General features: G+C 70.2%; 22 protein-coding genes. 6 read left to right on the top strand and 16 right to left on the bottom strand.

All coding sequences use genetic code 11. The annotated features are described in order from the left end of the window. Positions 1 to 28: 28 nt before the first annotated feature. The 7 genes from ADL29_RS39270 to ADL29_RS39240 all read right to left on the bottom strand — a co-directional run bounded on the left by ADL29_RS39270 (position 29) and on the right by ADL29_RS39240 (position 7,275). Entirely contained in the window at positions 29 to 1,030 is a 1,002-nt protein-coding gene (locus ADL29_RS39270) for a DUF1259 domain-containing protein (protein WP_053928251.1), read from the bottom strand. Between the two features lie 132 nt (positions 1,031 to 1,162). Continuing rightward, positions 1,163 to 1,648 (bottom strand): ATP-binding protein, encoded by a 486-nt coding sequence (locus tag ADL29_RS39265; protein ID WP_078971620.1) that lies wholly within the window; start codon positions 1,646 to 1,648, stop codon positions 1,163 to 1,165. Positions 1,649 to 1,858: 210 nt separating this feature from the next. After that, positions 1,859 to 2,464 (bottom strand): carbohydrate ABC transporter permease, encoded by a 606-nt coding sequence (locus ADL29_RS39260; protein ID WP_245689821.1) that lies wholly within the window; start codon positions 2,462 to 2,464, stop codon positions 1,859 to 1,861. Next, a complete protein-coding gene (locus tag ADL29_RS39255) occupies positions 2,461 to 3,432 on the bottom strand; it encodes a carbohydrate ABC transporter permease (RefSeq protein ID WP_425424317.1) in 972 nt (323 codons plus the stop codon). Before ADL29_RS39255 ends, ADL29_RS39260 begins: the two co-directional genes overlap by 4 nt. Further along, positions 3,413 to 4,801 (bottom strand): ABC transporter substrate-binding protein, encoded by a 1,389-nt coding sequence (locus ADL29_RS39250; protein WP_425424316.1) that lies wholly within the window; start codon positions 4,799 to 4,801, stop codon positions 3,413 to 3,415. The genes ADL29_RS39255 and ADL29_RS39250 overlap by 20 nt, the downstream gene beginning before the upstream one ends. A gap of 76 nt (positions 4,802 to 4,877) precedes the next feature. Continuing rightward, positions 4,878 to 5,828, bottom strand: a complete 951-nt coding sequence (locus ADL29_RS39245; protein ID WP_046929594.1) for a sugar-binding transcriptional regulator — start codon at positions 5,826 to 5,828, stop codon at positions 4,878 to 4,880. 76 nt (positions 5,829 to 5,904) lie between these two features. Beyond that, entirely contained in the window at positions 5,905 to 7,275 is a 1,371-nt protein-coding gene (locus ADL29_RS39240) for an MFS transporter (RefSeq protein WP_053928248.1), read from the bottom strand. A 157-nt stretch (positions 7,276 to 7,432) separates the two neighbouring features. Here ADL29_RS39240 and ADL29_RS39235 point away from each other — a divergent pair, with 157 nt between their 5' ends. The 3 genes from ADL29_RS39235 to xylB all read left to right on the top strand — a co-directional run bounded on the left by ADL29_RS39235 (position 7,433) and on the right by xylB (position 10,792). Beyond that, positions 7,433 to 8,224, top strand: a complete 792-nt coding sequence (locus ADL29_RS39235; RefSeq protein ID WP_053928387.1) for a DeoR/GlpR family DNA-binding transcription regulator — start codon at positions 7,433 to 7,435, stop codon at positions 8,222 to 8,224. Positions 8,225 to 8,292: 68 nt separating this feature from the next. Further along, positions 8,293 to 9,291, top strand: a complete 999-nt coding sequence (locus ADL29_RS39230; RefSeq protein WP_053928247.1) for a zinc-dependent alcohol dehydrogenase family protein — start codon at positions 8,293 to 8,295, stop codon at positions 9,289 to 9,291. Positions 9,292 to 9,388: 97 nt separating this feature from the next. After that, positions 9,389 to 10,792 carry a xylulokinase gene (gene xylB / locus ADL29_RS39225; RefSeq protein WP_053928246.1) on the top strand — a complete coding sequence of 468 codons (1,404 nt, stop codon included), beginning with the start codon at positions 9,389 to 9,391 and terminating at the stop codon, positions 10,790 to 10,792. Positions 10,793 to 10,851: 59 nt separating this feature from the next. Here xylB and ADL29_RS39220 read toward each other — a convergent pair whose 3' ends face one another. The 3 genes from ADL29_RS39220 to ADL29_RS39210 are packed head-to-tail and all read right to left on the bottom strand — an operon-like array spanning position 10,852 to position 14,746. Continuing rightward, the gene (locus ADL29_RS39220) at positions 10,852 to 11,574 is read right to left on the bottom strand and encodes a hypothetical protein (protein WP_053928245.1); all 723 of its coding nucleotides are present in this window, start codon (positions 11,572 to 11,574) and stop codon (positions 10,852 to 10,854) included. Then, entirely contained in the window at positions 11,571 to 12,731 is a 1,161-nt protein-coding gene (locus ADL29_RS39215; protein WP_053928244.1) for an NAD(P)/FAD-dependent oxidoreductase, read from the bottom strand. The genes ADL29_RS39220 and ADL29_RS39215 overlap by 4 nt, the downstream gene beginning before the upstream one ends. Beyond that, positions 12,728 to 14,746, bottom strand: a complete 2,019-nt coding sequence (locus ADL29_RS39210; protein ID WP_053928243.1) for a LodA/GoxA family CTQ-dependent oxidase — start codon at positions 14,744 to 14,746, stop codon at positions 12,728 to 12,730. Before ADL29_RS39210 ends, ADL29_RS39215 begins: the two co-directional genes overlap by 4 nt. A 147-nt stretch (positions 14,747 to 14,893) precedes the next feature. Here ADL29_RS39210 and ADL29_RS39205 point away from each other — a divergent pair, with 147 nt between their 5' ends. Continuing rightward, entirely contained in the window at positions 14,894 to 15,349 is a 456-nt protein-coding gene (locus ADL29_RS39205) for a hypothetical protein (protein WP_245689819.1), read from the top strand. A 47-nt stretch (positions 15,350 to 15,396) separates the two neighbouring features. Here ADL29_RS39205 and ADL29_RS39200 read toward each other — a convergent pair whose 3' ends face one another. Both ADL29_RS39200 and ADL29_RS39195 read right to left on the bottom strand, forming a co-directional pair. Continuing rightward, positions 15,397 to 16,239 carry a nucleotidyltransferase domain-containing protein gene (locus ADL29_RS39200; RefSeq protein ID WP_053928242.1) on the bottom strand — a complete coding sequence of 281 codons (843 nt, stop codon included), beginning with the start codon at positions 16,237 to 16,239 and terminating at the stop codon, positions 15,397 to 15,399. Positions 16,240 to 16,282: 43 nt separating this feature from the next. Then, positions 16,283 to 17,887, bottom strand: a complete 1,605-nt coding sequence (locus ADL29_RS39195; protein ID WP_053928241.1) for an amino acid adenylation domain-containing protein — start codon at positions 17,885 to 17,887, stop codon at positions 16,283 to 16,285. 267 nt (positions 17,888 to 18,154) lie between these two features. On the opposite strand from ADL29_RS39195, the gene ADL29_RS39190 reads away from it, so the two are divergent. After that, positions 18,155 to 18,622: a MarR family winged helix-turn-helix transcriptional regulator gene (locus ADL29_RS39190; protein ID WP_053928240.1), complete on the top strand. Its 468-nt coding sequence runs from the start codon at positions 18,155 to 18,157 to the stop codon at positions 18,620 to 18,622. An 11-nt stretch (positions 18,623 to 18,633) separates the two neighbouring features. Here ADL29_RS39190 and ADL29_RS39185 read toward each other — a convergent pair whose 3' ends face one another. The 3 genes from ADL29_RS39185 to ADL29_RS39175 form a co-directional block, all read right to left on the bottom strand. Further along, a complete protein-coding gene (locus ADL29_RS39185; RefSeq protein ID WP_053928239.1) occupies positions 18,634 to 19,800 on the bottom strand; it encodes a GDSL-type esterase/lipase family protein in 1,167 nt (388 codons plus the stop codon). Further along, positions 19,797 to 20,387 (bottom strand): GNAT family N-acetyltransferase, encoded by a 591-nt coding sequence (locus tag ADL29_RS39180; protein WP_053928238.1) that lies wholly within the window; start codon positions 20,385 to 20,387, stop codon positions 19,797 to 19,799. The genes ADL29_RS39185 and ADL29_RS39180 overlap by 4 nt, the downstream gene beginning before the upstream one ends. A 68-nt stretch (positions 20,388 to 20,455) precedes the next feature. Then, entirely contained in the window at positions 20,456 to 20,758 is a 303-nt protein-coding gene (locus tag ADL29_RS39175) for a hypothetical protein (RefSeq protein ID WP_063788621.1), read from the bottom strand. 201 nt (positions 20,759 to 20,959) lie between these two features. Between ADL29_RS39175 and ADL29_RS39170 the strand changes: the two genes are divergently transcribed. Continuing rightward, positions 20,960 to 23,446, top strand: a complete 2,487-nt coding sequence (locus tag ADL29_RS39170) for a SpoIIE family protein phosphatase (protein ID WP_053928237.1) — start codon at positions 20,960 to 20,962, stop codon at positions 23,444 to 23,446. A gap of 810 nt (positions 23,447 to 24,256) precedes the next feature. Here the strand turns inward: ADL29_RS39170 and ADL29_RS39165 are convergent. Continuing rightward, positions 24,257 to 26,314 (bottom strand): M36 family metallopeptidase, encoded by a 2,058-nt coding sequence (locus ADL29_RS39165; protein ID WP_053928236.1) that lies wholly within the window; start codon positions 26,312 to 26,314, stop codon positions 24,257 to 24,259. Positions 26,315 to 26,341 lie beyond the last annotated feature (27 nt).

Raw genomic sequence — 26,341 nt, 5'->3', positions numbered from 1 at the left:
GAACGGCTCCTGACGTCGTGCCGGCCGGTCAGCCGGCCGGCACGACGTTGGTGGCGGCCACCGCGGGACGCAGGGCGCGGGCGAGTCTCGCGCCGTCGCCGACCACCCAGAAGTGGGTGAAGAACAGGCGGGGTTCGTCCGTCAGGCCGTGGTTGTGCAGCTCGACGAGCTCGGCCCCGGCGCGCCGTAGGGCCTTCAGGACGTCCTGGACTTCCGAAGCGATCATGGCGCAGTCGCCGTTGATCGCGGCCCGGCCGCCGCCCAGCGGCTGGAAGTTGAATGCACTGGTCGATCCCAGGCCCGGGGGAAGCACCACCTGGCCGTCGGTGATGGTCTCGCGGCGGACGAAGACGGACTTGTAGATCCCGTCGTCGACGGAGCCCCTGACGCCCATCGCGGTGTCGATGCCGCCGGTGTCCAGGTCGACGGACTGTGAAGGGGCCGGCGAGACCGGCATCTCGGGCGGGGTGCTGGTGCGGTCGAGCGCCGCGCGCACCCCGCGGGCCAGGGCCGCCGTGTCGTATCCGTGCGCGTGGACGTGGATCCACCAGATGTCGGGAGTCTGGGAGAGGAGGTGTTTGTGGATCGCGGTCTGCTGGATGTCGTGCTCGTGCAGGGCATCGCTGAAGGACTGCAGCTCCTGCTCGGTGACCACCACATCGCCCATCGCCAGCGTGCTGCCGTCGGAGTAACGGACGAAGGACACATGCGAGCCGAGAGCGAGCGCCGGTTTGACGATGACGCCGTGGGAGATCACCTGCAGGTCCCGGCGGGGGAAGCCGGTGTGGTACATCACGTTCCGCTTCATGTCGCCGGTCCGGCCGAGCGTGTTGGCCACGCCGGTCCAGTCCGACAGAGTGGTCGGCACCGGTGTCGCCAGTCCGCTGCTTCTAGTACGGACCGTTCCGGTGGCAAGGGCGTGCGCGGGGGTCGGCGCCCCGGCCAGCATGGGAGCCAGGGCGGCGGCAAGCACCCGCCGCCGTGGTGCACCTGCTCGGGAGTGGGCGTTGTGCTGTCGGTCTCCAGCCATCACGTGAGCACCTCCATCATGAGAGGGAAGCATGGCGGACGCGGACCGCAGACACCGTCATCGTCGTCCTCACCTGGGGCCAGGTGGGCTAAGTAGTCATCGCGACGGGTGAGATGGCGGACGGATGGACCGTCACGCCGCTCGGAGGCCGGCGGGGCCGGTGACGCGCGAGAGTGTCGCGCGGACCCACTTGCCGCCTTCGGGGGCCGGGCCGCATGTCCAGGACTCGGCGAGCGTGGTGATGATCAGCATCCCGCGTCCGCAGTCCTCGTCCTGGCCGGCGGTGCGCTGGACGGGCAGTGTTGCGGACCCGTCGTGCACCTCGATGTGCAGCGCCTCGGCTTCCCACGCCAGCTTGAGGGTGATCGTGGAATCGGATGCCCGCTCGCGCCCGTATCCGTCCGACGACCGGGCTCCGTGGCGAATGGCGTTCGTGGCCAGCTCGCAGACGATCAGTACGGCGGCGTCGACGAGTTCTTCGCGCTCCCCCCACAGCCGCAGTGCCCGTGCGGTGAAGGCCCGCGCCCGCCGGGCGGAGGGCAGGACTGCCGGCAACGCGAGCGAGACAGACGTCAGTTCGGCATCACAGGGGATGGCGAATTCAGCCACAGCAGTCATGTGATCAACCCTTCAAGCAAGCCGAGCCGTCCGATCGGCACGGCCGCAATTGCCTTTTGCTCGTATGAGCACTAACAGCTCATATATGCAATTGCTCCTCCATTAAAGATCCGTCAGAAGTGGTGTCAAGAGGTTGACGGCGGCCTTTTGAAACCTGAGCGAATAGCGCTCAGGTGAGCATTTAGGCGGGCCGGGTGTGACGGTGCGGGGTTATTTGACGGCGCCGAGCGACAGGCCCTGGACGAGTTTGTCCTGGGCGGCGAATCCGGCAGCGATCACGGGGAGGGAGATGACGGTGGCGGCGGCGCACACCTTGGCCAGGAACAGGCCCTGGCTGGTGACGAAGCCGGTCAGGAACACCGGCGCGGTGCCGGCGACGACGCCGGTCAGGACCCGGGCGAACAGCAGCTCGTTCCAGCTGAAGATGAAGGCGATCAGGGCGGTGGCGGCGATGCCGGGCAGGGCGACCGGCGCGACGATCCGGGTCAGGGTCGTGGTCAGGCCCGCGCCGTCGATCTCGGCGGCCTCGAGGATCTCCACCGGGATCTCGGCGAGAAAGGAGCGCATCATCCATACCGCGATCGGGAGATTCATCGAGGTGTAGAGGATGACCAGCAGCCAGATGTTGTCGAGCAAATGAGTGTGCTGAGCGACGAGATAGACCGGGAGCAGCCCGGCCACCAGCGGCAGCATCTTGGTGGAGAGAAAGAAAAAGAGGACGTCGCGCCATTTCCGTACCGGCTTGATGGACAGGGCATAGGCGGCGGGGACGGAGACGAGCAGGACCAGAAGCGTGGAGACCACCGATGCGGTCACCGAATTGATGAGCGGCGGCCAGGGACTGGCGCCGGACTCCGCGCCGAAGAATTCCCGGTAGCCGTGCAGGGTGAGGGGAGCGCCGAGGCTGGGCGGGTTGGTTGCCGCGTCCGTCTCGCTGTGGAAGGACGTGAGCACCATCCAGGCGGGAGGTTGGCGGTGCCCAGGCCGCCGGAGGTGATGGTGAACACCGCGTCGAAGTTCTGGACGACGTAGACCGTCCCGAGCAGCGCGGCCAGCTCCAGGTAGCGGCGCAGATGCGGCAGGGTCAGATAGCGGAAGATGTGGAAGGGCGAGGCGCCGTCCACCAGGGCGGCCTCGACGACATCGGCCGGCCGGCTCTGCAGTCCTGCGAGCAGGATCAGCATCATGAACGGCGTCCACTGCCAGATCAGTGCCACCTCGACGGCGGCGAGCGGGGTGCTGGTCAGCCAGTCGGGCTGCGGCGGACCGGCGCTGCCGAACAGGCTCCACAGCCACGTCAGCACGCCGTTGAGGAAGCCGTAGGACGCATTGAAGAAGGCGTGTTTCCACAGCAGTGCGGCGGCGACCGGTACGACGAGGAACGGCGTGATGAGGAGGGTCCGTACGATGCCGCGGCCGCGGAAGCTCCGGTCGAGCAGCAGGGCGAGCCCCAGCCCGAGCAGCAGGCTGACCAGCACCACGGTCACGGTCAGCACGATCGTGGTCCACACCGAGCTGCGCAGTGCGGGGTCGGTGAAGACGGCCCGGTAGTTGGCGAAGCCGGCGACTCCGCGGTTCTGGGGTGCGAGGGCGTTCCAGCGGAGGAACGAGATCACCACCGTTGCCACGAACGGGAGTTGGGTGACGATGATGAGGAAGGCGAGGGCGGGAAGGAGGGGTGCCCGGCGGGCATGCGCTCTGGCCCGGTCCGCGGTGGTGCGGCCGCGGGCGGGAGCGGCGCGGTCCGGGCCGGGTGACGAGGCGTCAGCGGCTCGCGTAGACACGGGCCACCTCCTCGGCCAGTCGCTGGCTGTGACGCAGTGCGGTGGTCACGCTCTGCTGCCCGGCGATGGCCGAGCTGATCTCGTGGGAGACCTTGGTGCCCAGGTCGGCGAACTCGGGGATGTCCACGAACTGGATGCCGGGCACGGGGCGGGGCTGGATCCCCGGGTCGTCGGGCCGGGCCGAGTTGATCGCCCGCTCGGTCGGTCCGGCGAAGGCCCTGGCCGCCGCGGTGTACTGCGGGTTGCGGTAGAGCGAGGCCCGTTTGCCGCCGGGCACCCTCGACCAGCCCAGTTCGCGGCCCGCCAGCCGCTCGTACGACGCACTCGACGCCCAGCGGATGAACTTCCAGGCCGCGTCCTGGTGGGTACTCGCCTTCTGCAGGCCCCACGCCCAGGTGTACAGCCAGCCCGAACCGGGGGTGCGCACGACGGGCGCCGGTGCGTAGCCGACCTTTCCCTTGACCTTGGAATCGCCGCTCTCCAGCGAACCGGCGCCGGCCGTCGCGTCGTACCACATCGCGACCCTGCCCTGTTCCATGTCGTTGAGGCACTCCGTGTAACCCGCCTGGGGGGCGCCCGCCTCACCGTGCTTGCGGACCAGGCCGACGTAGAACCGGGTGGCCCGGGTGAACCCGGGACCGTCGACCCGCGCCCGCCAGTCCTTGGTGAACCACGTCCCGCCGAAGGTGTTCACCACGGTCGTCAGGGGGGCGATCAGCTGGCCCCAGCCGGGCTGGCCGCGCAGGCAGATCCCCTTCATGCCCTTGCGGAAGCCGTCCAGCTCCGCCGCCATCGCGGCGACCTGGTGCCAGGTGGGGCGGGCCGGCATGGTCAGCCCCGCCGCCTTGAACAGGTCCTTGCGGTACATCAGGAATGACGACTCGCCGTAGAACGGTTCCGCGTAGATCTTGCCGTCGGCGGCCGTGAGGGAGGAGCGGACCGGGGCAAGGATGTCGCCCTGGTCGAATGCGCGGTCCTTGGCGGCACGGGTGCCCAGCTCGGTCAGCCAGCCGTTACGGGCATAGATCGGCGTCTCGTAGTTGCTCAGGCTCGCCACGTCGTACTGCCCGGCCTGGCTGGAGAAGTCCTGGCTCATCTTGTCGCGCAGATCGTCCTCCGGCAGCACGGTGAAATTCACCTTGACGCCGGTCTGCTTGGTGAAGTGCTCGGCGGTCAGCCGCTGCAGATCCACCATCTGCGGATTGTTCACCATCAGCACATTGATGGTGTTCCTGCCGGTGTTGCCGACGTCGCCGGCACCCCGGTAGCAGCCGGTGGCCGCCACGACGACAGCCAGGGCCACGGCAGTGCGCCGGACCGCGCGGCCGGGGCGGACCCGTCCGGTCTTTCCACGGCGTGGTGCTCTCACGGCTGGCACCTTTCACCGGCCCGCGGCAAGAATGCCCTATTCCCTCCGCGCTCCCCCCAATGGAGCACAGAACTCGTCAGAGTAGGCTCGCGGCCACCCCGGCGTCGGTGACAACGCCGTTGAAGAGGCCGGTTTTCATCGCCGCGGAGGCCGCCGTCGCCCGTTGGGTGCCGTCGGCCAGAAGAATCACCTCGGGCATCTTGCGCAGTTCCTCGAAGCTGACGGCGATGACCCGTTCGGTGAGTTCGGGGGCGATGACGTTCCCCTCCGCGTCGAGCAGTTGGCCGACGACCTCGGCGCACACTCCCCGGCGCCGGTAGTCCTCTCGCTCGGCTTCACTGAGCGCGTCATAGATGGTGGAGAGCCCGGGACCCCAGCCGCCGACGGTGACGACGGCCTTGGTCACCTGGCTGAAGTGGCCGACCGCGTCGACGATGCCGGGTTGCTCGCGCAGCATCCGGGCCGCCGTGGCATCGGGCAGAAGGAGGGGGGCGTAGATGGGGTAGACGGCGCCCCGGGAAATGGTGGCGGCCCGGCGGACCGCCTCCACGGCGTGGGTGTTGACGGGGCGCAGGGGGGTCACTCCGCACAGTTGGACCACCGTGCATCGTGCGAGGGTGGTCAGTTCGAGGCCGAGGGCCTCGATCTCGGGGCCCCAGACCATCCCCAGGACATCGTTCTCGGTGACGATCTCGGCGAGCAGGTCGGCGGCGACGGCGCCGAGGCGGCGGGTGGCCTGCGCCGTATCGTCCGGGACCTCTTGCCGTGAGTCGATGACGATGCAGTGGCGCAGGCCGTACCGCGTGCGCAGGGCGTCGGAGAGACCGGCGTCGAGTTCGGCGGGCAGGCGTATCTCCAGCCGTATCAGGCCCTCGCGAAGGGCGGACTCCAGCGTCCGGGCCACCTTGAACCGGCTGATGCCGAATTCCTCGGCGATCTCCATCTTGGATTTGCCTTCGAGATAGAACCGCCGGGCCATGGCAGCCGTCTGCACCAGGTACTCGGGGCCGGTGTGGTGGGTGCGCATGGCGGGCCTGGCCTTTCTCGGCGCCGAGCCTTAGCGCCCGAATGAGCGCATATGGCTCATATGTACTCTTCCTTCATTAAAGCTCCCGGCCGGGGGCTGTCAACGCTCCTACGGTCTCCCGCTCGGTCGTCCGCTCGGCCTCGGGCCCGGCGGGCCGCTCGGCGGCGGGGGCGTGGTGCGCCGTCCGCGTCTCGGGCGTCTTCATGAACAGCACGAGGACGGTGCTGAGCAGGTGCAGGGCGGCATAGATCCACATGACCCCGCCGATGCCGATCGAGCCGATGAAGACCGTGCCGATGAGCGGGCCGAAGGCCATGCTGGCGCCGGCGCCCAGCGTGTAGGCCGACATGATCTGGCCCTTGCGCTCCGGATCCTGCGAGGTCATGAGCGGCGGCAGGGGGACGTAGCCGGCCATGCCGACACCCAGCGCGCCGGCCGCGATCGCGACCAGCAGATAGTCGTGGCCGGCGGTCGACGGGACGTAGTACAGCGCCAGGCAGGCGATCGCCGAGACCACGCCGCCGAGCCAGGCGACGGTCTTGCGCCGGCTCCACCTGTCGCCGAGCGCGCCGAAGGTGACGACGCAGGCGAGATTGCTGACCATCATGACGATCAGCAGTGAGGCCCACTCCTGGGCGCTGAAGCCGACCTGATCGATCAGGAAGAGCGGGACGAAGACCCACACGCCGAACTGCGAGGTGGTGTTGATGAGCCGGACCACCGCGCCCATGCCGACGCGCGGCTTGGTGAACATGACGGTGAAACAGCCCAGGAAGGTACGCGTCAGGCCGACCTGTTCCGGCTCCCTGGACAGGCCCTGGAATCCGGTGCGTTCACGCAGCAGGAGGAGCACGACCAGGGCGCCCGCGACGATCATCGCCAGGGACACCCACAGGGTGTGGTAGAAGCCGATCATGGGCTTGAGGAACGAGACCATGGCGGAGCCGATGACGGGGTAGCCCATGGTGAAGCAGAACCAGAACCAGCCGAGCGCCTTGCCGAGCTGCCGCTCCGGGGCGCCCGCCATGATCCAGACCATGAATCCGTAGGCGAACAGCGGATACCCGAAGCCGCGCAGGCCATAGGTGAAAAGGATCAGCCAGTAGGAGTGGGCGGGGACGGCGACCGCGAGCATCAGGGCGTGGCACACCGCCCAGCACGCGGCGCCGGCCATCATCACCCGGCGTGGCCCCCACAGGTCGGAGAGCCCGCCCGCCAGGAAGGCGCCCACCGCGGCGGTCACCCCGTACACCGTGAAGATGATGCCGACGCTCGCCTCGGCGAAGCCCAGGTCCGTCTTGAAGTACGTGGGCAGATAGCTGGTCTCCACGCCGTCGCCGATCATGAAGAGCAGGACGCCGATATAGCCCCATATGAGGGCCCGGGGGATCCCGAGGACGGCGGGGCGGGGCAGCGACGGATCGCGCTCTTGGGGTGTGCGCAGCACGGGGGAGACCTCCTGAGGGGCCGGGCGTTCGCCCGACGGCTGCGCATCAGACTGAACAACCTCACAGAGAATTTCAAGAGCTTCACATAAAGTGTGTGATGTTCTAGGGTGAGAGCACGGCGGAGGACCGCCACGAAAACGAACGGGGATGCCCACGATGCGAGCGAGTCGCGGCTCCGAGGCCGAGGTCGAGGAGCGCCGCCAGGCGGTGCTGCGCCATGTCGCCCAGGAAGGCGAGATCCGGATCGCCGACCTCGCCGAGCGCATGCGCGTCAGCGTGATGACCATGCACCGGGATCTGGACAACCTCCATGAGCGCCAGTTGCTGCGCAAGGGCCGCGGAGTGGCGACGGCCTTCTCCAACGTCGCCATGGAGAGCGCGCTGCGCTTCCGGGAGAACGCCAATGTCGCGGTCAAGACCGCCATCGCGGACGCCCTCGTGAAAGAGGTCTCCCCCGGCGACACGGTGCTGATCGACTGCGGCTCGACGCTCTTCCCGCTCGCCCGCCGGCTCTCCACCGTCGACGGGATCCGGGTGATCACCAACTCGCTGCGCATCACCTACCTCCTGGCCGCCTCGCCGGCCGAGGTGACGCTGCTCGGTGACCGTTTCTACGAGGACTTCGAGTCCTGCGCCGGCCCGGGGACCCGGCGGCAGCTGCAGGACATCCGCGCCACCGTCGCCTTCGTCACCGCCACCTCGATAAGCGGCGGCCGGCTCTTCCACCCGGTGCGCGAGTACGCGGACAACAAGCAGGCCTATCTGCAGGCCGCCGACCGCGCCGTACTCGCGGTCGACCACAGCAAGTTCGGCCGCACCGCCACCTATCCGTACGGCGACGTCAGCGGCTACGACCTGCTGGTCACCGACGCCGAAACCCCAGAGAGCGAACTGAAGCCCGTGCGGGACCTCGGCGTCGAGGTCCGCACCGTCGATCCCCACAGCTGAGCCGGACCGAGGCTCCCTGATTTCCCCGAGCGCATCCCCCGGCGCACCCCCGAGAAAGGCCCCGATCCATGCGTGCTGTCGTCATCCACACCCCCGGGAACTACGAGGTCACCACGGTCGACGACCCCACCCCGGGCCCCGGCGAGGTCATCGTCGCCCCCGCCGCGGTGGGCATCTGCGGCACCGATGTGCACATCGTCCAGGGAGAGTTCGCGCCCACCCCGTACCCGATCATTCCCGGCCATGAGTTCACCGGCGAGATCGTCGCGCTCGGCGAGGGCGTGACCGGGCTGCGCACCGGCGAGCAGGTCGCCGTCGACCCCTCGCTCTTCTGCGGCGCCTGCCACTACTGCTCGATCGGGCACGGCAACCTGTGCGAGAACTGGGGCGCGATCGGCGACACCGTGGACGGCGCGATGGCCGAGTACGTGAAGGTACCGGCCGCCAACTGCTACCGGCTGCCGGAGAGCATCGACGTCGCACAGGGCACGCTGATCGAGCCGCTGTCCTGCGCGGTACGCGGCTTCGACGTCCTGCCGCGGCGCCTCGGCGACCACTACCTCATCTACGGCGCGGGCACCATGGGCCTGATGATGCTCCAGCTCGCCAAGGCCGCCGGCGCGGCCTCCCTCTCGGTCGTCGACCTCAACACGGACCGGCTGGCGATCGCCGAACAGCTCGGCGCGGACGCCACCGCGACGAGCGCCGCCGCACTGGACCGGCCCCAGGGCTGGGAGACCGTCATCGACTGCACCGGCGTCATCCCCGTCATCGAGGACGGCCTCACCCGGGTCCGGCGCGGTGGCACCTTCCAGCAGTTCGGCGTCGCACCGTCCGCCGCCAAGGCGTCCTTCTCGCCGTTCAGCGTCTACAACGACGAGATCACCATCGTCGGATCGATGGCCGTCCTGCACAGCTTCGGCCGGGCCGTGGACCTGATGGCGAAGGGGGTCATCGACGCCGACACGATGATCACCCACAGCTACGGGCTGGACGACTTCTCCGCCGCCCTGCAGACCTTCCGCGACGGCTCCGGCCGCAAGATCCAGCTCCGCCCGCAGGCCTGAACTCCCGCGTTCCCCAACCCCCCTCATTTCACCCCCCCCACGCCCCACCCCCCAACTCCCTTACTGTCCCGTCTCGTTGCACGGAAGCGACATCGTCATGCCCATAGTTGCCGGTGTGGACTCCTCTACCCAGTCCTGCAAGGTCGTCGTCTGCGACGCAGACACCGGGGAGGTCCTCCATCGGGGCCGCGCCGCCCATCCCGATGGCACCGAGGTCGCCCCCGAGGCCTGGTGGCAGGCGCTCCGCGAAGCGGGCAGCGGCCTCCTGGAACGGGTCGACGCCATCGCGGTCGCGGGGCAGCAGCACGGCCTGGTCGCCCTTGACGCGGCCGGGCAGCCGGTGCGCGATGCGCTGCTGTGGAACGACACCCGCTCCGCGCAGGCCGCGGCGGATCTCGTCGACGACCTCGGCGGGCCGGAGAAATGGGCCGAGGCGGTCGGCACCGTACCGGTCGCCGCCATCACCGCCGCCAAGCTGCGGTGGCTGGCCGAGCACGAGCCACGGCTCGCGGACCGCACGGAGCGGGTGATGCTGCCGCACGACTGGCTGACCTGGCGGTTGTGCGGCGGCCCCGGTACGTCCGCCGCACCGGTCACCGACCGGGGAGACGCCTCCGGCACCGGCTACTGGTCACCGGCCGACGGCGCCTACCGCCACGACCTCCTCGCCCTCGCCTTCGGCGGCCGCACCCCCGAACTGCCCCGCGTACTCGGCTCGTACGAAGCGGCCGGCCGGGCACCGCACGGCGCCCTCGTGGCACCCGGCACCGGCGACAACATGGGCGCGGCCCTCGGACTGGGCATCCAGCCCGGCGACGTGGTGATCTCGCTGGGCACCAGCGGCACCGCCTTCGCACTCTCCGAACACCCCACGGGCGACCCCACCGGCGCCGTCGCCGGCTTCGCCGACGCCACCGGCCGCTTCCTGCCGCTGGTGTGCACCCTCAACGCCGCCCGGGTCCTCAGCTCCAGCGCCCGCATGCTCGGCATCGCACTCGACGACCTCGACCCCCTCGCCCGCGGGGCCGAGCCCGGCGCCGGCGGCCTGGTCCTGCTCCCGTACCTGGGAGGCGAGCGCACCCCCAACCTCCCCGAGGCCGCAGGCAGTCTGATGGGCATGCGCAAGGCGAACATGCACCCGCCGAACGTCGCGCGCGCAGCCGTCGAAGGCATGCTGTGCAACATGGCCGACGCCCTCGACAGACTGCGGGCCCAGGACGTCAGCGCCCGCCGCGTACTCATCATCGGAGGGGCGGCCAAGGCCCCCGTGGTCGGTGAGATAGCCGCCGAGATCTTCGGCACCCCGGTCACCGTGCCCGAACCCGAGGAGTACGTCGCCCTCGGCGCGGCCCGCCAGGCCGCCTGGGCCCTGGCAGGCACCCCCGAGCCACCGCACTGGCCCCTCGCCGCGGCCCGCCGGATCCCCGTACCGGCCGACGGCTCCACCGGCCGCCGCATCCGCGAGGCCTACGCGCAGGCCCGCTCGCTGATGTACGGATGAGGTACGGATGACCACGGCCGGCCCGTGGCGCACCTGCCGCCCGGGACGGGCCGTGCCGGTCAGTCGTTGAGGCTGGTGTGGTTCCACCAGCCCTGACGGCCGACGGTGAAGTCGACGGTCAGGCCGGTCCCCCTGAGCCTGCCCTGGAACTGCTGACCTTTTTTCAGCGGGCTCTCGACCAGCGTGCCGTGGGCATCCCGGATCGACCCGATGACCAGGGTCGGGAACTTCTGCAAGGCCGCCGGGTCGATGGCCTCCGCGGTGGTGACGGTGACGGCCTCGTCCCAGTTCGGGCGCGCCGCGAGGTGATGCGCCAGGTGGATCTCGTCGCCTTCGCCGCATACCAGGTAGGTGAGGGAGCCGGGGTAGGGACGGCCGCCGAGCTTGCGGAAGGAGAGCACGTCCTCCTTCTTGCACTCCACCGGGGTCTCGGCCGTCGTCAGCGTCTGGAACGTGCGGCTGCCGTTCTCCTCGACGACGACGCGCTCCAGGTGGGCCGTGAACTCCTTGCCGTTCCGCAGCTCCGGGAGCTCGAAGCGGTGCGGGCAGCGCAGTGAGTGGAACACCCGCTTGTGCTCGTTCTTCGCCAGATCCTCCAGGTACCTCGTCTTCAGCTCGCCGTCGTCCTTGACGGTGAAGCTGAAGACGGCCTGGTAGTCGTGGCCGGACTTCGGGTCGTACTGCGCCAGGTGGTAGAAGAAGAGCCTTTTCCTGCCCAGCAGCAGGAAGCGGTGGAAGTGCTCGGGTCTGTCGGCGGGGGCGGATCCGGGTGTGGTGGTCATGGTGCGGTCTCGCCTTGCGTGACGGTGTTCCGCTGCCGCCGGGCCCAGAAGGGGCGGTCGGACCAGCGGGTTTCCTGGGCGTGTACGGCTCGGTGGCCGTGCTGGTAGGCGGTGCGGGCCGTGGTGACCTTCGCCGCGTAATCGGCCAGCGCCGCCCGGTCGCCGCCCAACGTGGCGTCGACCGCCTCGCCCGCGCTCAGCCCGGTGTACAGGGCGGTGAGGATGCCCTGGGAGCTGAGCGGGTCGAAGGCGGCCGCGGCGTCTCCGGCCGCCGTCCAGCCGTCGCCGTACACCCGGTCCAGATGGGCGCTGTGCGCGGGGGCGCGGCGGGGTGGCCGGAGGCCGAGCCCGTGCGGGCGGGCCCGGCGGGAGACGTGCCGGGTGGCCAGCAGCCGGTTGCGGAACCACTCGGTGCCGCGGGCGGCTCCGGGCAGATCGGGGTCGGTGAAGTAGGCGACCAGGCGGTGCCGGGAGGGCAGCAGGGCGGTGTACCACCAGCCGTCCGGGTCGGACTCGACCAGCGAACGGGTGTCTTCCGCCGCCCCCGCCTCCGAAGCCGGGTCGAGGGTGAGGTGGAGGGCGGTCAGCCGGTCGCCCGTCCGCCGCCGGGCGCCGGAGCGGACGGCGAGGGCGGCGCCCCGCCCGGTGGCGTCCACCACCCAGCGGCAGCGGACCATGCGCTCTCCGCTCCCGCCGACCGCGCCGCTTCTTTCCGTGCGGCCGCGCAGGGCGAGGTGCCAGGTGCCGTCCGGCTGCCGGGAGGGGCGCCGTACGGCGGTGTGCTCGGCGACCGTGGCACCCGCCTCCCGGGCGGCCGCGCGCAGCCGCCGGTCGAAGAGCGGACGGTCCAGGTGCCAGCCGTGGCCGTAAGGGTCGTTGATGAAGTCCACGGCGTGCAGTTCGGCCGAGCCCCAGGCGGACAGATTGCCGTGGCAGGGCAGATGGCCGGTGTCCAGGACCGGCCGCTGCACGCCGAGGTCGGCGAGCAGCAGCCGCGCCACGGACACCAGTGCCTCACCGGCCTTGGGCGGCCCGGTGCCCGCGTCGGCCAGCAGCACCGTACGCCCGGCCCGTACGAGGGCGAGCGCGGCGGCGCAGCCGGCCGGGCCACCGCCCGCGACCACGACGTCGTAGCCGGGCGCCGGTGCGGGACTCACTGGCTGCCGTGGAAGGGGTCGAGCTTCTCCAGGTACCCGGCGGCGATCGTCTCCTCGTCCCGGCCGGTCGCCTCCTTGACCTCCTGGACCGCCTGTTGCACGAGCATGGACGCGACGGACTCGGCGGAGACCTCCCCGGTCCAGGCATCGGCCGCACCGGCCAGTTCGACCACGCCCGCCTCGGGCACCTGGATGTTGACGAGGTTGGCCAGATCGTGGACCGGGGCGTATCCGGGCTCGGACTCCACCTGGATGTCGTCGGGGAACTTCCCGTCACCCACGGTGTATTTGTGCGTCTCGACGATGCCGAACAGGTACCAGTCGTCGATCATCTGCCGGCGCTGCTTGTCGAAGTCGGGGCCGGTCAGGCCGCGCAGCCACACCGCCCGGTTCTCGAAGGCCTTCTCCCTGGCACTGTCGTCGCCGCCGGTCGGCGTGGTGTTGACGGTGGTGAAGTCCGCCTTCTTGAGCACATGGTTGGGCATCTGGGCGGGCCAGAACGTCGGCAGGTACGGGCTGTAGCGGGGCCCGAGGTTGGCGCGCACCTCGTAGCCGGAGCGGCAGCTCGCCGTGTCGCACTGCCAGGGGGCGGCCATCCAGCGGGTCAGATCGCCCGGCCCCTGCGCATACAGCGGACCGTTCTTGCCCAGGGCGTCCTGGAGGCTGAGCACCGGGCCGTAGTCGCGTTCCGGGTTGTCCGGCGTGCGGTGCAGGATGCGGAACGGCTCGGAGTACATGGTCTTGTGCCGCATCGGCCAGGTGACCTCGCAGCCCGGGTGGAACGCCTCGGCGGCGCAGTTGTCCAGCGCGGCCCGGTCGAGCAGGCCCGGCTGCTCCGCGACGGGTGCCTTGTCCACGTCGGGGTGGCCCTTGCGGGGCGGACCGGTGGTGAAGTGGCCGTCGGCCCACAGGGCCAGCAGCCGGTCCTGCTCGGCGGTGAGGGTGATGTGCTGCCGGACGGAGTTGGGCCTGCTGGACATGGCGTCGCCGTAGAGCCACGGCCAGGGCACCGGGGAGATCCCGTCCCGGGCGTAGTCGCGCATCTGCACGTAGATCTGGCGGCGCAGCTCACGGCTGGACTCGCCGGGGTCGGCGAGCCGCTTGCGCATCTCCGGGTCGCGGAAGTCGTGCGGGCCCTTCCAGCCGAACTGGGTGGCAAATCCGCGGTTGACCCACTGCAGGTCACAGAACCGGCCCAGCAGCGGTTCGATGTGCTCCGGGTAGGAGGGCCGGTCCTCGACGGGCAGCGTCTGTTCGGTGACGAACGTGTCGTGGAGGACGTCGTAAAGGGTACGGGCGGTCTTCACACCGGGTGCGTAGTGCGGCGGGGCCACCACGACCCAGGCCGGGGCCGCGGTCTTCGTGGCGCCGCCGATGGTGACCTCCGCCGTGACCGGACCGTCGGAGACGTCGTCGTACCAGGTGTCGTTGTTGGCGACACCGAAGATCGGCTTCTCGGGTGTCTGCCAGGAAGCCGACTTGCCGACGCCGCCGACGACGAGCAGACGGCCGTCGTTCTGGGTGGAGATCGACCCCAGGGAGACCGGCTTGTCCATGATCTTGCCGTCGAAGGCGGCGGTCTCGTGCGTGGACGCGCGAATGGCCTTGCGGCCGGGGTCGGCGACGAGCTTCTTGCGGCCCGCCCCCTGGACCTTGGCGTTCCGCCAACGCCGCTGATCGGCCGTCAGCTGCTCGGCCTCGGGGATGTCGAGCGGGATGTGGAACTGGTACCAGGCGGCCTTCTTGTTGGCCAGCTGCACCGACCACTTGATCTCGGTCACGCCCTCTTCGCCGAGCTTGAGCTCCCGGACGACCTGCCCCGCCCGGTTGTAGCCGTAGACCCGGAAACGGGCGGCCTGCCGGATGATCTTCCCCGAACCGTCCTTGTACGAGCCGGGCGGCAGCGGCGGCTGGTCCGGCGACTCCGGGCCTACGAAGGGCTGCTCGGCGCTGTTGCCGACCCGGGCGATACCGATGGCTGGATGGATCTTTACTTGTACGATCTCATTGTCCATGGGGGAACCTTTCATCAGGTGGATGCACACATCCCCCTGCGAGCAGTAACCGTAAGATCATCTGAATCCGCGCTGCTGTCTCAATCAGCGTCACAATGGCCGCATGATTCACTCGTTCGAACCGTCCGTGGCGGGAGGATCCGGGCTGTGGATCTGAGACCGGAACTGCTGCCCCCGCCGGTGAGCCGGCAACGGCTGGACGAGTTGAGCCGCGAGATCGAGCGGATCGCCGGTCTGGTGGCCGAAGGCTCCGACGGCGCCGACGAGGCGGTCCGGGCCTTCAACGCGATGACCGGCCATGCCTATGCGGCCCTCGACTTCGCCGCGTACGACGCCGGCCGGAGCCTGGGCGAGGTCGCCAGGGAGGCGGCCCGGCCGGCGCGCCCCCGGGTTCCGGACATCACGAGGGACGAGCTCGTCGAAATCGTCCGCAGACTCCTCGCCGCCGACCCGGAGAGCGACTACTACGTGCGGCTCCTCGACGCGAACGTGCCACATCCCCGGGCGAGCGACCTGGTCTTCCACCCATCGAACGGCCTCCGGAACGCATCGGGGGAGGACATCGTCGACGCGGCCCTGCGGTACCGGCCCATCGCGCTCTGATGTACGGGGAGGGGCCCGCGTTCTGATGCGGCGTCAGCCAACTCTGTTCAGGGACGGGGGGCCTTCTCGCCGTGCACGGCCCTGTATTCGGCGGCGAGCCAGGGACCCAGGTCCTCGATGAGCATGCCGAGTACGGCCGGATCCGCGGAGGGCGTGCGGCCCGTGACGGCGGCCGTGCGTATCTGGTCGAGGCGCTCGGGGTAGTAGCGGCCGAAGAGTTCGGCGGACTCGCCGAGGTCGCTGGTCCAGCCGCCCCAGCGCGGCATGACCAGGGTGAAGCCGGTGCGTACGAGCTTGCGGGCGGCGTGGCGGCTCAGGGTCTTGCGGTCGGCGTCCGTGGCGGCTTCGGCCGCTCGGTGACGCCAGCGGGGGAGTGCGAGCGGGAGGTCACCGTTCGTCTCGCGGGCGAGCAGGGCCGTGGGGCGGTAACGGGGAAGCCGTGCGGCGAGGTCGCCGCCCAGCAGCGGGGTGCACAGGCAGGCGACGAAGAATCCGCCGTCGTGGCGCTCGAGTTCGCTGAGCAGGGTATGCGTGCTGGACAGCAGGATCCCGACGCCGTCGATCTGGCCGTAGGAACGGTCGACAGCGGCCTCGATCGCCTTGGCGTCCGCCCGGTCGGCCTCCGTGGGCTCGCGGCGGAGGGCGAGCAGCAGGTCGAGGTCGGAGACACCGGGAAGGGCGGCGCCGCGGGGGATGCTGCCGTAGAGATAGGCGCTGTGCAGCCGGGCGTCGTCGAACGTCTCCGTGATCCGGGCGCGGGCGTCCTGGACGACGGGGACGAATGCCTGCGCCACGCGGCTCAGCGCACCTTCCCGCGCGATCGTCCCGTCCTGCTCCAGCCCCCTGCCGCCCGGGCTTCCGCTCCTGCGCCTGCTGATGCTCCCGCTCATGGGGCCACTGTGCCCCGTGCGTTCACCGGCTGCCGAACGGTTTTCACCGCTCCACACGTTGCGGACGGGCGGCCCGGTCGTCCAACCAGCGGCGCAGCGCGGTGCGGTCGACCTTGCCGTTCGCGTTCACCGGCAGGGTCTCCAGGGCGTGCACCGACGCGGGCACCATGTAGGGCGGCAGACTGTCCGCGGACGCATCGGCCACCGCGGCCGGATCCGTCACTCCCGACATCACGGCGGTGATCGTCGCCGGGTCCGGCCACATCAGGCACACCGCCTCCACCGCCCCGGACCGGCGCAGCGCCGCCTCGATCTCCCCCAGTTCGATCCGGTAGCCCTCGACCTTGACCTGCTGGTCGTTGCGGCCGATGCAGACCAACTGGCCGTGCTGCCTGCGGACCAGATCGCCCGTGCGGTAGTACGTCCTGCCCTCGCGTGCGAAGAAACGCTCGGCGGTCAGCTCGGGTGCCCGCCAGTAGCCGGGCGTGGTCTGCGGGCCGGCCACGCACAGTTCACCGGTGGCCCCGTCCGCGACCGGCATCAGGTCCTCGTCCACGATCAGCGTCTGCAGGCCGGGGTACGGCTGCCCGATCGGCAGGTTGTCGTGCACGCACTGCGCCGGGCTCGTCCGCGGGTCCCAGCGGTAGACCGTGCAGGCGATGGTCAGCTCGGTCGGGCCGTAGAGGTTTTCCACGGTCGATGCGGGCGCGGCGGCCTGCCAGGCCTCGGCGGTGGCCCTGGGCAACGCCTCGCCGCAGAACAGACTCCACCGCAGGGTGGGCATCGATCCGGGCGTGAGCACGCCCCGCTTGCGCAGCGCCGCGGCCACCGATGGCACCGAGAACCAGACGGTGATCCCGTTGCGCTCCAGGTAGGAGAAGGGAGCCAGCACCTCGGAGGGGTCCACGGCACAGACCCGCGCCCCGTTGTCCCAGGCCATGAAGAGGTCGAAGACCGACAGGTCGAAGGTCTGGTCGCCGATCTGGGTGAGCCGGTCGTCGGGCGTCAGCCGGTAGCGGTCCTGGTTGGTATCGAGAAAGGACCGGACGTTGGCGTGGGTGACGGGGACTCCCTTGGGCTCACCGGTGCTGCCCGAGGTGAACAGCACATACGCCGGGTCGTCGGGTCCGGCCCCGGGCAGCTGCTCCAGCGGCGCGGCGGCCGCGAGATCGGCCGCGTCCAGGACGGGACCGTCGCCGAGGTCCGGGCCGTCGACGAGACCGGGGATGTCGACACGCAGGCTGTCGGGCAGCAGCACAGCCGGCCGCCGCGGCAGGCCTCGGAGCAGGGCCGGCAGTTGGGGCAACGACGCCTCGTCGACGATCAGCGCATCGACGTCGGACTGCTCCAGCATGGTCCGGGTCCGCCGTACGGGGAGATTCCGGTTCAGCGGGACGAAGGCCGCTCCGGCGAACAGCGCGGCGGCCACGCCCAGGTACGCAGCCTCACTGCGCGAGGCCAGGACGCCGACCCGCCGCGGCCGGGGTCCCGCTGCCTCGACGAGCAGGGACGCCCACCGCCGGGCGGTGTGCGCAACCTCCTCGTAGCTGTACTCGCGTGGGCCGATGGTCAGGGCAATGCCGTCGGGACGGGCGGTCGCGTGGTGCAGGAGTCCGGCGCCCAGGCGTCGGCCCGGCGCCGCAGCCATCTGCGTACCGTCGAAGCGAGCCGGCCCTGGACCCGGTGGGGAGGAGTCGCTTGAGTCGCGCATGCCTCCACCCTGCCGACCGCCGGCGCTCGGCGCCTGTTGGCGGGCTGCGGACAGGGGACGCAGCGGGCCGCGCCATGGGCTGCCCGCCCCGCCCCGCCACGGCCGACCGCCCCACCACCTTGATCTCAACTTAACTTCAGGTCCTACGGTGCTTGCATCAGCGATCGAGCCGCGAAGAGCGGTCATTCCCAGGGAGCACCGCACATGACGACCCAGCACCTCTCCGACGCCGACCTCGCCGCCCAGCCGGCCGCCTACTGGACCGGAGTGGCCTACGAGGCCCTCATCGCGTTCACCCGGGCCCGGCAGGCCGAGCTCGGTTTCACCCAGCCCCAGTACTGGCTGCTGCGCAACCTGTCGAAGAACGACATCTCACCCGACGGCCACGGCATGACCATCCCCGAACTCCAGGAAGCCATGCGCTCCTACCTCAGGCCCGAGGACGATCTGACGGCCGAGTCGGAGACCCTGCTGGAGCGCGGCCTGCTCACCCGTGACGGCGACGGACGGCTGTGGATCACCGAGGCGGGGGACGAGGCCCGCGCGGGTCTCAAGCAGCACGCCCCGGCGATCCGCGACCGCATCCACCACGGCATCGACGACGCCGACTACGTCACCGCCCTGAAGGTGCTCCAGCAGATGATCCGGAACACCGGCGGCACCGAGGCGTAAGCCGGACCGGCTCATCCGCCGCCGACGGCGAACGGCCCGCCCGCACCGAAGGCCCGCTCGGCGAAGCGCTCGCCGATGCGGCGGTGACCGGCGGCATCCGGGTGAAGCCGGTCGGGCAGCGGCAGCTGACGGAAGTCCGCTTCGCCGTAGAGCGAGCGACCGTCGAGATAGTGCAGGTTCGGGTCGTCGGCCGCCCGCTGCCCGGTGATGCGGGAGAGCTCGTCCCGGATGACGCGCAGCGTCAGCCGCCCGCCGGAGCGGTCCGACGGGTCGCCCAGGGCCCGGAAACGCAGTTCCGGGGCGTCGAAGTCCGGTGCGGTGGGGCCCGGCGTGTCCTCGTGAAGGGGACAGAGGATGGGGGAGACGACCAGCAACGGCGTGGTGGGGTGGCCCTCCCGGAGGGTGTCGAGGAAGCCGTGGACCGCGGGGGAGAAGCCGCGCAGGCGCATCAGATCGGCGTTGACCAGATTGATGCCGATCTTCAGGCTGATCAGGTCCGCGGGGGTGTCCCGCATGGCGCGCGCGGTGAACGGGTCGAGCAGGGCGTTGCCGCCCAGACCCAGGTTGATCAGCTCCACGCCGCCCCGGGCGGCGGCCAGCGCGGGCCAGGTCGTGGTCGGGCTGCCGGCGGTGGAGCCGTGGCTGATCGAACTGCCGTGGTGCAGCCACACCCTGCGGCCGCGGTCCGGCGCGGGCTCCACCGGGGCGTCGGTGCGCAGCGCGATCAGCTCGGTGATCTCCGTCTGCGGCAGCCAGATCTCGACGTCCTTCGCGCCGTCGGCCAGATCGGTGAACCGCACGGTGTCCGTCGGTCCGGGACGGGTGACCGTCGCCCCGGTGGCCATGTCGACGGTGTGGACGTTACCGCCGGACACGCTCGCCCGGCCGCTCGGACGCCCGTCGACGAGCAGCTCGTACACGCCGTCCGGCTGGGCCGGGGCGCCCTGGTAGACCGTCTTGGTGGGGAGCACATCCAGCTCGACGGCGGTGGCCCGGGTGCGGAAGGCCAGCCGCACACCGGAGGGTTGGGCCTCGACCATGCGCAGGTATGCGTCGGGGAACTGCTTCCGCGCCCAGGCGGGCAGCCGGTGCGGCAGGACGCCGTGCGCGGTGCGCTCCAGATCGAGGGCGCCGCGCACGATGCGCGGATCGAGGGGCGTGGTGATCCAGTCGGTCACGCCGGCCTCCCGGTGTCCAGCGCCATGCTCATGAACAGGGCGGTCTCCCCCTCGCTCGCCGTGCCCCGGTAGAAGGTGGTGTCCAGGCCGCAGAGGGCGAAGCCCATCCGGCGGTAGGCGCGGATGGCGGGGACGTTCACGTTCGTCGTCTCCAGCCAAGCCGTGCGTGCTCCGAGCCGGCGCCCGTATGCGCAGGCCCGCTGCATCAACGCCGAGCCGACCCCGTATCCACGGTGCGTGGGCGCCACGGCTATCTCGTGCACCACCAGCCGGTGATGCCACTCCTGCACCCCGGCGACGACGAAGCCGCACACCTTCCCCTCGTTCCCTTCGTCGACGGCGACCTCGACGTGCAGGTCATCCGATGCGTCGGACTCGTCGTCCTTGCTCGCGTCGCCATCGCTCTCGTCGACGGGAAACGTTTTGAGCAGCGGCGGATCGACAACGGTCGCACGCAGCGCGAACCCCTCGTCGCCTGCGACGACTTCGTAGACGGTGTCCGTGGTGAAGGAGTCGTCGATCGCGCCGATCTGCTCTTCGTCCTGCGGTCCCGCCTGCCGGTAGACGATGTGTCGTTCAGGGCTCACACGTACTCCGTGTTCTCGGCTGATCGGTCACCCGGCCAGACGAACGGCGCGCCGCGTAAGTTCCGCTCTCAGCAGCTGACGGACCAGGTGTGGGAGCTGCCCCGGTCGTTCGCGCCCGAGTCGTAGCCGACCTCCTGCCCGGGAGCCAGGCAGAGGGTGACGTCTCCCTGCAGCTCGCGGCCGTCGTACACCTTGACGTGGTCGGGGACGTCGGGCCCGGAGATGCCGTGGTTGGCCCACGAGGAGTCTTCGTTGGACATGTCGCCCATGTCCGGGGCGGGGCGGCGTTCCGGGGCGGCGCAGCCGGCCAGAAGGCAGCCGGCCAGGAGCGGGGGGACAAACGCGGCCGAGGCCGCGACGAGTTGACGCATGCGGGTGGGTCCCCCGGAATGGCGGCGGTCGATCTGGGCACGGTCACACTCCCCAGCGCAGGTCGGCGCCATACCACCCGAAAAGGTGACCCGGTCCCGAGCCGGCCCCGCCGCCACTCGGCCGCATCGCCGAGCTGCGTTCCCGTCGGCATCTGCCACGATGAGGGTGAGCGCGGTCCTTCCCCGGCCAAGGAGGCGGAGGTGCACGACGCGACGGACGCCGGCCGCCCCGGGCGGAACGGCCGGGAACCGGTCGAACGCATCGACGCGGTGCTGTTCGACATCGGCGGCACCGTCTACGACGACGAGCGTTTCGTGCAGGCGCTGTACCGGGCGACATGCGACCTGGCGGGCGAGATCGACGAGACCGAATTCTGGGATTTCTACGACGCCGTCCGCGCCGGGGGACTCCCGATCCGCCCCGCGTTCGCCGACCGGTACGTGCCCGGCGGCGATGTCGCCCTGCTCCACCGGCAGATCGTGAAGCACTGGGCGTATCCCGTCGAGGCGCTCTATCCCGACGTCCAGCCGGTGTTCGCCGCGCTGGCGCGGCAGTACCGGCTCGGGGTCCTGTCCAACTCGCCACCGCAGGTCCGTGACGCGCTGCACCGTGACGGCCTGGACCTCCTGTTCGAGACGATCCTGCTCGGCGGCATCGACACCGCCGAAAAACCCGACGCGCGCGCCTTCCGCGACGTGCTGGACCGGATGGACGTCACGCCCGCACACGCCGTCTACGTCGGCAACCGCCTCGACGCCGACGTCCGGGGAGCCGGACGCGTCGGACTGCGCACCGTATGGCTGCTGCGCGGCGAGGCCCCGCCGGCGCCCGTCCTCAGCCAGCTGGCCCAGGCCGATGCGGTGATCACCTCACTGACCGGGCTGCCGCTGGCACTGGCCCGGCTGGAGAACCGGGCCCCGCCGGTGGCACCGCGGGTGCGGGGCGTGTCCACGGCGGCACTCGACATCACCGGCCAGTACCGGACCCGGCAGCGCCTGGCCGTGGTGAACGCCGCCAGCGTGCGCATCGGCTCCGCCCTGGACGTCACGCAGACGGCCCAGGAGCTCGTGGACGTCGCCACCGAGCACTTCGCCGACTTCGTCGCCGTCGACCTGATCGAGGACGTCCTGCGCGGCAGTGCGCTGCCGCCGGAACCGGTGAGTGAGCCCGTCCTGTGCCGGGCCGCGCAGGGGTCCGTCCTGGAGGGCTGCCCGGAGTCCGTCGTCGGCCCCGGGCAGACGATCCGCTACCTGCGCGATTCGCCCATGGCCCACGCTCTGGCCGTCGGGAGCCCGTCCCGGCACTGGGTCGACGACCAGGACATTCAGCGGTGGCTGGAACAGGACCCCCGGTACGCGCGTGCCATACGCCAGTGCGGAACCCATTCGCTCATCATGACGCCGCTCATGGCCCGCGGCACCCTTCTGGGCCTCGCCCAGTACCTGAGGCACCGCGCCCCCGACGCCTTCGACGCGGACGATCTCCTCCTCGCCGAGGAGATCACCGCCCGGGCCGCCCTGGCCATCGACAACGCCCGCCGCTATGCCCTCGAGCGCGACACCTCCCTGGCCCTGCAGCGCAACCTGCTGCCCAGGCACGCACCCCGGCAGGCCGCGGTGGAGGTCGCCTCGCGTTATCTGCCGGCCGGCTCCACCGCCGGTGTGGGCGGTGACTGGTTCGATGTCATCCCCCTGTCCGGCGCGCGGGTCGCCCTGATGGTCGGCGACGTCGTCGGCCAGGGCATCCAGGCCTCGGCGACCATGGGACGCCTGCGTACGGCAGCACTGACGCTCGCCGATATCGACATGCCGCCCGACGAACTGCTCACCCACCTCGACGACGTCGTCCTGCGCCTCGACCGTGAGGAGGCGCCGCAAACGGGCCGGCCGGCCGCGCCGGAGGCCGAGGTCGCCGGCGCCACCTGCCTCTATGCGGTCTACGATCCGGTCTCGCGCGGCTGCACACTGGCCCGCGCCGGACATCTCGCTCCCGCGATCGTCTATCCGGACGGCAGGGTCGACTTTCCCGAGCTTCCCCCCGGCCCGCCGCTGGGCCTCGGCGGACTGCCCTTCGAATCCGCGGAACTCCGGTTGCCCGAAGGCAGCCTGATCGCCCTGTTCACCGACGGTCTGGTCCGGTCCGCCGGACGCGATATCGACCTCGGCCTCCAACAGCTGCGCCAGGGCCTGGCCGGGACCGCCGCCTCCCCGCTGGAACAGACCTGCGACAGCCTGCTCCGGACCTTGCTTCCCGAGAGCCCCACCGACGACGTCGCCCTCCTGCTCGCCCGCACCCACGCCCTCGACGCCTCCCAGGTCGCCACCTGGGACCTGGAGCCCGACCCGGCCATGGTCGCGCGCGCCCGGGAACTGACGAGTCATCAGTTGACTGCCTGGCACCTCGACGAGGAGCCCTTCGTCACCGAACTCGTCGTCAGCGAACTGGTCACCAACGCCATCCGCTACGGCCGCCCTCCCCTCCAGCTGCGCCTGATCCACGACGCCGGCCTCATCTGCGAGGTCTCCGACGCCAGCAGCACCGCGCCGCATATGCGCCGCGCCCGCGTCTATGACGAAGGCGGACGCGGCCTGCTCCTCGTCGCCCAGCTCACCCAGCGCTGGGGCACCCGCTACACCGGTACCGGAAAGACCATCTGGGCCGAACAAGCCCTGGGCGCCGCGCTCTGAGCAGACCCGCCCGGGTTCCGGCCGCACATCGTGAACTGCGGAAGACACAGAGGTGGCCAGGCTGCACGCCGTCCGCCCGGTCTTCCGTACGGTGGTGTGCAGCCCGGCCTGACTGCTCGGTGCCTGGTCGGCGTATCTCGTCGCTGTGGGAATTCCAGCGGAGGAGCCTCCTTTTTGGCCGCTAGCGACGGATATCACGCGCGATGGGCCCCCGCGACTGCTCTTCGCGCGTGTACGTCACTCGTTCACCTGCCCTCAGAGTTGCCGGACCCTCGCCCGGTTCCCGCAATTCCGCGTACGGAGCATGAATGTCGGCTCCGTCTTCGTCCGCCCGGATGATGGCCTCCATCCGTGTATCGCTGGCCGCCTGTACGGTTCCGGACCTGCGCATTGTCATGTGTGCTCCCGATGTCCTCGCGGTGCGCTCCGTTGCGCTCCCGCAGCGGTGAAGGTGATCCGAAGAGCCTGCTGGTGGTACCGCTGCTCATGCTCGCCTGTCTCCCGTGAGTCTTTGTGGAGAGGGGACGCAGGTGGAAAGCTCACCCGTGAAGTCTCCAAGTGCGCCCACTCAGCGGTGCATTTTGTTCGGACACCTCTACGCCTAACCGCTTATTTCCTGGAAATTCGGCGCGCGCCGGGTTTTCCGCTGCACGGTCGCGCTCCGGGCGCGTATCTGGCTGAACGATCTATTCCGCGCGCCCTCCTGTGTCACTGACACGGCGCAGCGGGCAGCGGCGGGAGCAGGACGGCAGGGGTGAGCCCGGCCGCCGCATGGCGGCCGGGCTCACCCGCTCACCTCACCCGGACCCGTCAGTCCTCATGGTCGGCCGGGGGCATTGCCGTGCCACCGCGACACCCTGTGAAGGTGGCGTTCGGGCAGAAGGCGTCAAAGCCCATCCCGAACTTCGCGAAGGCCTCCCAGGCGGCCTTCCGGGCCGTGGTGTATTGGGTCGTGGTCAACAGCGGCCCGCCCTTCATCGCCTTCAGGGCGCGCAGGATGGCGTCGCGCGCCACGAGGAACGAGGGGTTCTTCGGCGTGAGCTTCATGCCGTCGACGACCGCCTGCCACGTCACCCGGTAGCCCTGCTCCTTGTTGTTGAGCGCGGCGGAGACCTTGCGGGTCATCTCCATGAGCGCCGCGCACCAGATCTCACCGACGTCATGGACTTCCTGGTAGCTCAGATCGCCGTTGCCGGGGCCCGAGACCTCGCCCGTCCCCTTGCCGATGTCGCCGAACTTGCCCGGGTACTCCGAGTCGTAGGGCCGTTGCCGGATGCCTTTCGCCCGGTTGACCACCCAGTCCCCGATGACGACACGCTCCTCGGATTTCGAGAAGTTGCTGGTCGTGAGCGCGAAGAAGTCTCCCCAGCCTTCACCCATCGCGACCGACTGCTCCTCGCGGAGACCGTTCGCGTCGAACAGACCCCCGACGAGGCGGTTGGACACCCCGTGGCAGAACTCGTGAACGACGACGTGGTACGAGTTGGCCGTGTGGCGGCCGGTGCTGGTGACCAGCCCCATGTTCATCACGGCTTCCAGGCCGTCGGCCCGCGTGGCCATGTTGGCCGTGCCCTGTACCGGTCCCGGGTGTGCAAGGGCTCGGACCGGGTCCGCGCCCTTTCCCGTGCCCGTCACGTTCACGGCCTGGAAGTTCCCCTGGTCCTCCGTGAACCCGAGCATCATGAAGAGGTCGTGCGCGAGGTTACAGAAGTAGAAGATGTTGGTGACGAGCTGCTCGGGGGTGTCCTGCGCGGCGTCGAAAACGCCGTTGCCCGACGCATCGACGTTGACCTCGAAGGGCCGGCGGGTCGCCCCGTTGAGAGCGCGGACGTTGCTGCCCTCGGTCGACACCTTTCCGTCGTGCTTCTCCGCCCAGGGCAGCGGGAACCCGGCGGGCATCCCGGGCGGCACCAGGGTCGGGTAGTCGCTCGTCGGCAGCGGGAACGGGACCTTGTGGAGGGTGCTCTCGGCGGGGTCACGCTGGAAGACACTCCCGGCGACCGCGTGGCTGACCGCGTCGAAGAAGTAGAGGATCTCGGGCTCCTCCAGATTCTCGGTCCGGTCATCGGCCTCGACGAAGGCGATGTACTGAGCGGCCAGATTCTCTCTCGAGAAGGTGAACTTCCAGGTGAGGCGGGCATCGTCGCCCATGTACAGATACACCAGCCGGGCCGGGACGGCCTCCTCGAACGGTCCCTGGCTGAACGTCATCGGCTCATCGTTGCGTGTCTGGGCCGACAGGCGCTCAAAGCCCTGCGAGATGTCGAGACGCGGGAGTTCGTCGTCGCCGAAGGCTCCCTTGAGCGTTCTGGGCTCGGCGGCCTTCGCGGCCGCCACACGCAGCGCCACCTCGGCCGGGACCGTCGGCTTGACCGGCAGGTTCTCCGGCGTGCTCACCGTGTCACCGACGATCCGGTCGACCGTGCCGTCCGGGTGCAGCCACACCTTCGGCGCCATGGCCCACACCTCGATGCCGTTGAGCACCTGCTGCAGGCTCACGACGCGCATGCCCTCGCTCGTCGTCGTGACGTTCGGGTCGGCCTCGAACTCCACCGGCTCGCCGGCTGAGAAGCCGATCGCCTCCGCGACCGAAGCGACATAGTCCTTGGCCTGGGCGATGTAGCCGGTGTCGGGGGGACTGGTGGCCCCGGAGGCGGGCGCTGCCCGGTCGGTGGTGAAGCCCGGAGCACCGGCCACCCGCAGCTCCGTCAGATGCCCGGTGAAGCGGTTCACCTTGCTGCGGTCGGCCACCAGGGTGTGGTCGACCGATGCCGCCACCCGGTCGGTGTCATCCAGGAAGGCGTCTGCCCGGTCGACGCTGGCCAGACGGTCGAATTCGGTGTTCCGCTTGTCGATCAGAACGCTCATGGCGTGCTCCTTGCGCGTGCTCCTGGT

This window comes from Streptomyces chattanoogensis (assembly GCF_001294335.1).
Taxonomy (GTDB): domain Bacteria; phylum Actinomycetota; class Actinomycetes; order Streptomycetales; family Streptomycetaceae; genus Streptomyces; species Streptomyces chattanoogensis.
The sequence above is the reverse complement of the archived record's forward strand: the minus strand, read 5'-3'. Positions and strand labels throughout refer to the sequence as shown.